This is a genomic window from Streptomyces sp. NPDC002104 (assembly GCF_053593795.1).
This window is the reverse complement of record NZ_JBSFDF010000045.1, coordinates 60,552-67,141: the sequence shown is the minus strand read 5'-3', so window position 1 is coordinate 67,141 and position 6,590 is coordinate 60,552. Positions and strand designations below refer to the sequence as shown.

4 protein-coding genes are annotated in these 6,590 nt (G+C 68.6%); 2 read left to right on the top strand and 2 right to left on the bottom strand.

The features are described 5' to 3' along the window. The first annotated feature begins 2,167 nt into the window (after window positions 1-2,167). Window positions 2,168-2,806: a helix-turn-helix domain-containing protein gene (locus ACWCP2_RS29585; protein ID WP_239516702.1), complete on the top strand. Its 639-nt coding sequence runs from the start codon at window positions 2,168-2,170 to the stop codon at window positions 2,804-2,806. Then, a complete protein-coding gene (locus tag ACWCP2_RS29580; RefSeq protein WP_250744360.1) occupies window positions 2,803-3,276 on the top strand; it encodes a MarR family transcriptional regulator in 474 nt (157 codons plus the stop codon). Before ACWCP2_RS29585 ends, ACWCP2_RS29580 begins: the two co-directional genes overlap by 4 nt. Window positions 3,277-3,403: 127 nt before the next feature. Here the strand turns inward: ACWCP2_RS29580 and tpg are convergent, their stop codons facing one another. Both tpg and tap read right to left on the bottom strand, forming a co-directional pair. Beyond that, window positions 3,404-3,958 (bottom strand): telomere-protecting terminal protein Tpg, encoded by a 555-nt coding sequence (gene tpg / locus ACWCP2_RS29575; protein ID WP_250744355.1) that lies wholly within the window; start codon window positions 3,956-3,958, stop codon window positions 3,404-3,406. 9 nt (window positions 3,959-3,967) lie between these two features. Then, window positions 3,968-6,583: a telomere-associated protein Tap gene (gene tap / locus ACWCP2_RS29570; RefSeq protein WP_450911615.1), complete on the bottom strand. Its 2,616-nt coding sequence runs from the start codon at window positions 6,581-6,583 to the stop codon at window positions 3,968-3,970. Between the last annotated feature and the right edge of the window lie 7 nt (window positions 6,584-6,590).

The window sequence follows — 6,590 nt, the reverse complement described above, 5'->3', positions numbered from 1 at the left end:
CGACCACCGTGTCCAGCGCATTGCCGGAGGCGTCCTTGTAGTCGACCTGGACGGCTGCGCTCGGCGGGGCCGCTTCGCGGCCAGGGCCTCCCCTTTCGGGGAGGTGATCCTCCGCTTCGCTCCGGACTAACGGCCTCGCTGCGCTCGCCCGGGGCCCTTCGAGCCTGGCTCTCCGCTTCGCTCCGAGCCATAGCCGGGCCTTCGGCCCGGAGTCCTGCGCTTCGCTCCGGACTGGCTCTAGCTCCGCTGCGCTCCACAAGAGAAGGCTGGCTTCGCATTCCTCCGCGGGGCCGCTTCGCGGCCATGGCCTCCCCCTTCGGGGGAGGTAGTCCTCCGCTTCGCTGCGGACTAAGCGCCTCGCTGCGCTCGCTCGAGGCCCTTCGAGCCTGGCTCTCCGCTTTGCTCCGAGCGATAGCCGGGCCTTTGGCCCGGAGGTCCTGCGCTTCGCTTCGGACTGGCTCTAGCTCCGCTGCGCTCCACCAGAGAAAGCTGGCTTTGCCGGCCTCCGAGGGGCTGCTTTGAGGCCGTAGCATTCCTTTTGAGGGGCCTGGCTAGGTCGCAGCGCTCCGAGCCATAGCGGGCCCTTCCGGCCAGGGTCCTGCGCTTCGCTCTGGACTGGCTCTGGCTCCGCTGGGCTCCACCAGAGCGGGCCGGCTTCGCCGGCCTTGGTGGAACGCCTCGGCGGCCGTAGTCTCGGCTTCGGGGAGTTAGTCCTCCGCTGTGCTCCGGACTAATGGCCTTCCTGGGCTTGGCTATGGTGCTTTGGGTGCCTGGCTCTTCCACTTCGTTTCGGAGAAATGACGCGTTTTGCTTTGCTAGCTGGGGCTTAGGTTTGGCCCAGCTCTCCGCTTCGCTTCGAGCTATAGCCTGCCTTTCGGGCCGGGGTCCCACCCTTAGCTTCGGACTAGCTTGGGGTTCCGCTGAGTTTTACCCTGAGTGGCTGCTTCGCAGCTTCCAGGGACTTGAGTGCTGAGCCCGCGAGGTGACCCGGTTTCATAGCGCCGGCACCTATGACCCGTTGGGTGTCCGTTTGCCTCTCACCCTCAGTTTCCCTGGGTTGCTCCAGGACATCCGCCCGTCCGCTGGGCGCTGAGGAAGAGCTGCGATCGCTGTGTGCCGATCCACAAGTCTGACTGCCATGTCGTGGTTGAAGGAGAAGGCCAGCACACTCGGAGTCTCACTTTCAGGTATAGGTGTGAGCTTCGCTCTAAGTGTCGACTGACTGCTCTAGTTGAGGTTGCCTACTGTGCGACGGTTCGGCTGCTGGTTGTCGAGGCTGAGTAGATGGCAGACGAAGTCTGTGGGTGGCGTAGCGATGAGGTCGCCTGGCCCCGTTTGGAATCAGCCACCGATGCTCCTGAAGGTGTTGAAGGTCTTGCTTTTAGGTGGGATCTACGTCTTACGAGGTCGAGGGGTGGTTTTTGAGGCGTCGGATGCTTCCGTTTGGCGTGGAAGGCTCTGACCTGGGGTTTTGTATGTGGGTCTTAACGCCGTTAACGGGGGCTCGGTTCGGGGTGTTAACGCCGTTAAGGGTTGAGGAGGAAGGTTGATTCAAAACACTCAGTGGATAGAGACGGGAATCAGTCAGATTCTGCGGGGGTGTGGCTGAGGAGCGAGGGGTTCCGGTGGTGTGAGGGCTGTTGGGTGGACGTGGTTTTGGGGGTGGTGTGAGGTCTTCGGTGCGGGTTCAGACGGCGTTTGGGGTCTTGGCAGGAGCGTCCACCGGCCTATAGAAGGTACGGAGATGCGTCGTCGCAGGTCAGACGGGGTGCGGGGGGAAAGATATGTCCCCCTAGGAGGGACATATCTCGGTGGTTGTGTCGCTGGTAGGGGGACACAACGACTGCAAAATGTCAGTGGCGCTGACGTAAAATGGGCTAAAACGTCGGTGGGGCTGACGTATTAGGGGAGATCTGCCGGCTAACTGGTGGTGGGGCGGGTGGGGTTGGCAGGGGAGGGTTCGGAGGGGGTCCGGGGAGGGTGTGGCTGAGATATGTCACCTGTGAGGGGACACAAGACACGCCGAACGTCAACGAGCGTGACACTTGTGTCACCCTTGTTGACATACTGATCTCCGCAGATCAACGGAGTGGAGAGCAGCCTCGTGTCATCAGAGCCACAGCGCCGCCGGGGCAATCCGGTCGGGACACCGCGTCCCGGTCTGCCGGTGGACGATGCGATCTCCGCGTGGAGTCAGCCGCTGGCTCCGGTCAAGGATCTGGACAGCCTCGCGAAGCGGTACCCGACGCGGAAGCTGACCTTGGACGGTGAGCGCAAGCCGCTCGAGTTCTACGGGACCGAGAATCAGCCGAATGCGTTCTCGATGGACAGCCTCGAGTTCTTCCTCGTCATCGCGCAGTACTTCCGTGAAGCGCTGCCTCTGCGGCTGATCCTGCTGCTCATCGCCTGTCAGCGGGCGGGGGGTCGGATTCCACTTACCCAGGAGGAGATGGCTACCATCCTGGATGTCAGCCGGACGAAGACCTCGGAAGCTCTGCACACGGTGATGTCTCATGGGATCGTCTTCAAGGTGCGGCGGGGTGTGTATCAGTTCAACCCGCCCTACAGTTACCGGGTGGCGGAGTTCATCCCGGGTACCGAGATGACGGGTGAGTTCGTGAAGGTGGAGCAGCACGGGACCATCTCGCAGATTCGTAGCGATACGAGCCTGCCGGACTTGGTGCGCTTCCCCTCGCTGGACCACATGAGGCAGGCCATCGCGGAACTGCGGGCCGAACGGGCAAGAGAGCGCGCTGCGCGTCGGGTGAGCCGGACGAAGCGCACGGGAGAAGGGACGGCTCAGTGAGTACCTTGCGATTCGCTGCGGTCAACGCAGACGGGCTGCTCTCCGACCTCGACCTGCCTCCGGCGGCGTACCGGGTGCTGCTGAAGCTGCGTTCGCTCAGTGAGCCGGGCGGGCGGATCCTCATCGACCAGGCGACGGTCGGCGGGATGCTGGACCTGAGCCGGCCGAGCGTGAACGCCGCGCTGCGGAGCCTGGAGCTGGCGAAGTTGGTCAGGAAGATCCGCAACGGCGTTTACCAGATCAACCCCATGCTTGCCGGGTACACCTCGTTCGAGGACGCGGTCGCGGCCGTGAACGAGATGGACGCGGAGGAGCGGCTGGACGCGCGGGGCTATGTGGCCAGCTACCACCGGGCGGTGGCGGCGTATCAGGACCAGCTCGCCGAGCAGCGCAAGAAGCGGGCCGCTCAGGCCGTCGCGAAGAAGGCGGCTGAATCGAAGCGGCGTCGGGCGCTGCACGCGGTTGGCTGAGTGAGTGGTGTTTGCAGGGCTTCTGAGGGGTGCTCAGGGGCTTGTGGGGGCCCCGGAGTAGTCCGGGGCCCTTTGTGGTGCGTGGGGGGCTCCAGGGGGCTTGTGAGGGCTCGGGGGAGTGGGCCTTTTAGAAGTTGAGCTCCACGTAGTCGATGTCGGTGAACTCGACGAGGAGGCCCTGGGCTCGGGCGCCGTTGTCCTTGAAGTAGATCTCCTGGAGCCCTTCGGCGGTGATGCCGCGGAGCTGGGCTTCGGTGGCTCCGGCCTCGTGGGCGCTGAAGAGGCGGGAGGCGTACTCCGGGGGGAGGTGCTGGGTGATGCGTCGCATCCGGCCGTCGTCGGTGGTGCCGGGGGCGGCGCTGAAGCCGAAGCGGGCGCGGGTCTCGATGACCAGTCCGGTCTGCTTCGCGGCCTTGTCGCGGGCGCGCTTGCGGACGAGGGGCTGCCAGCGGCGGCGCACCTCGCGCTCCAGGCGGGCGGAGAGGGCCGGCTTGGGCTGCTTGATCTGGTCCTTCACGTACCGCTCCACCGTGCGCCGGGAGATGGCGAGGAGGTCCGCTACGGCTTTGGTTGATTTGAGTTGTTTGACGAGATATCGGATCTGGGCGCCCGCCGACTTGGGGATGGGGCGGGTGAAGTTCTGTTCGTCGGCGCGGTCGAGGCTGTCGCTGATCTCGGACATGGGTGGCTCTTACTCTCCGTCGGCCGCGGCGTCGTGGCCCTTGATGTGGCGGGCGGGGTTGTGGCGTTCGTCGAGTAGTTGAACGGCCCAGAGGAGGGGTTGGGTGCCCTCGTGCTTGACCATGCCCGGGCTGACACCGAGGCGGAAGCCCCCGGGCAGGGGCTTGCCTTCGGGGGTGCGGGGGAGGAAGTCCAGGGGGCTGGGGCCGTCCGAGAGGTACACCGCGCAGTCCGAGAGGACGGCGATGGGGTGGAGATCGGCGGCTGTTGCGATCTTCTGCATCTTCCGGTGCATGTTGACGCGGGCCGTCGAGATGACGGCGGCGCGGATGTCGGGGCGCCAGGTGGGGCGTTCGAGGGCGGGCCAGCTCTCGCCGGGGCGGTAGCCGGCGCCCTGCGGGCGTTCGCGGAGCTTGCCGATGCCGCCCTTGACGGTGGACTTGATCGCGGAGAGGACCGCGGTCTGCGGGAGGGGGTGATCGGGGTCGCCCTTGTACTCGGCCATCGCCTGGAGGAAGGCGGAGTCCGTGAGGGAGGTGTGGACGCCGAGTTCGGCCATCGTGGCCATGTACGCGTCGCGCAGGCGGGTGTACCAGGCGTCGAGGTACGGGCCGTGCTCCGGGCGGAGCCAGGCTTCGGTGGGCCGGACGGTGAGGCCGAGCTCCTGGGCGTAGGCGAGGGTCGGAGTGGCGTACCAGGCCGGGCCGGTGGGCGGGCGGCCGTGCGGGGTGAAGGGGCTCGGGAGGCGGGGGTCCATGGCGGTGGCTTCGGCGGAGAGGTCCACCAGCCAGCAGCCGGGGAGCTTCGGGTCGAAGCGGGGGCCGTCGGTGTGGACCGCGGGGCCGGTGCCGACGACGAGGCGGTTGGCCGCCGCGGCGAAGGCCATGTTCACGTCGATGCCGACGGCGTGGGTGCGGGTGCACTCGGCGTCGGACAGGAGCTGGGGGTCGCGGATCCAGTCGTACGCCTCTTCGTCGAGTACTTGGTCCGGGGTCCGCTGGTGGGAGCGCGGGTAGAGGGACGCGACGACCGGGTGCTCGTCGGGGGCCTCCGGGGGAGCGGGGTCGACGGGGCGGGTGAGGGAGCCGGCGACGGGGGCGGAGACCCAGGTGTTCGTGGACTCGTCGCGGGCGGCGCGGGTGGGCGGGCGCAGCGCCGTCATCAGCTCCAGGCCCGAGACGGCCGTGGAGCCGCGGGGGGTGAGGACGCGGGTGGCGTAGGAGGTGAGGAGCTCGGCGAGTTCCGGGGCGGGGAGGTCGGCGGTGTGCTCGCCCCAGGCGCGGGGGTCGAGGGCGCCCCAGGGGAGGATCGCGAGCTGGACGCACTGGCGGCCGGTGGTGGGGGTGGCGGGCCGGTAGATGCGGGGCCAGGGGCCGAAGCCGCGGCGGGTCAGCTGCCATTTCGCCTTGGCGAGCTGCTTGATGACCGGGTGGTTGTCGGGGAGGCGGAGGCCGCGGCGGTCTTCGAGGACCAGGGGGAGTCCGAGTGCCTCGGTGGCGGCGGGGGTGAGGACGAGGAGGGGGTCGCCGTCCTTGCCGTTGCGGTGGAGGCGGGGGGAGCGGAGGTCCGCGGCGGGGGAGAGGGCCCATTCGACGAGGGCGGGGAGGGTGGGGGTGGTGGGGGGAGAGAGGACTGCGCCGTGGGCGGCGTGGGCCTTTCCTGTGCCGTCCAGTACGGCTAGGGGGCCGTTGCCTTCCGGGTGGGGTGGGGGGGTGGGTTTTGTGGCACCCGTGCAGGGGGTGGGGGACGGGGTGGGGGTGGGCGTGGGGTGGGTGGGCGTGGGGCTTCCCGGTCCCGTTTGGGGGTGGGGGTGGTGGTGGGTGTGCGAGTGCGGGTGCGGGTGGGTGGGGGGTGCGGGGGGGCCCTGCGGGGCTGTTCCCCTACCCGCCCCTTCCCGAAACTGGGGCTCCGCCCCAGGCCCCGGGTGGGGGGTTGCGGCCTCGGGGCCGGCGTCCACGGTGTGGGGGGTGGCGTTAACGGCGTTAACGGGTGCTGCGCCGCTCGGGGTGGGCCTGGCGCCTTCGGCGCGGGCCTGGGGGGTGGCGGGCTGAGGGGGCTCGGCCTGGGGGGCGACGACCTGCGGCGTGGCGGCCGCGGGGATGGGGGCCTGGAGCGCGGGGGCCTGAGCTGCGGGGACTGGGGGTGCCACGGGCTGAGCTGCGGGGACCTGCGGTGCTGCGGTCTGAGCTGCGGGGACCGGGGGTGCCGCCTGCTGCGGTGCTTGGGCCTGTGGTGCTGGGACCCGGGGTGCCTCGGCCTGTGGTGCTGGGATCGGGCGTGCCTCGGACTGTGGGGCGGGGGTTTGGGGGGGTGTGTGTTCGGGGGGCGCGGTGTGGGGGTTGTTAACGGCGTTAATGCCGTGGAGGTCGGCCAGGCCGTTGAGGAGGCGGGCGTAGGCGGCGCGCTTGGGGGGGCGGGGGGACGTGCGGCCGGTTTCCCAGGAGGTGACGGTTTCGCGGCGGACGGCCAGGGCCTGGGCGATCTGGTCCTGGCTCAGGCCCGCGGCCTCGCGGAGGCGCTTGCGCTCGTCCGGGTGCGGGAGGGCGTCTTGTGCCGCGGCCTCTTCCAGCAGGGCATCGACCGCGGCGAAGAGCGAGGTCTGTTCGTTTTCGTGCGCGTTGGGCATGGTGCAC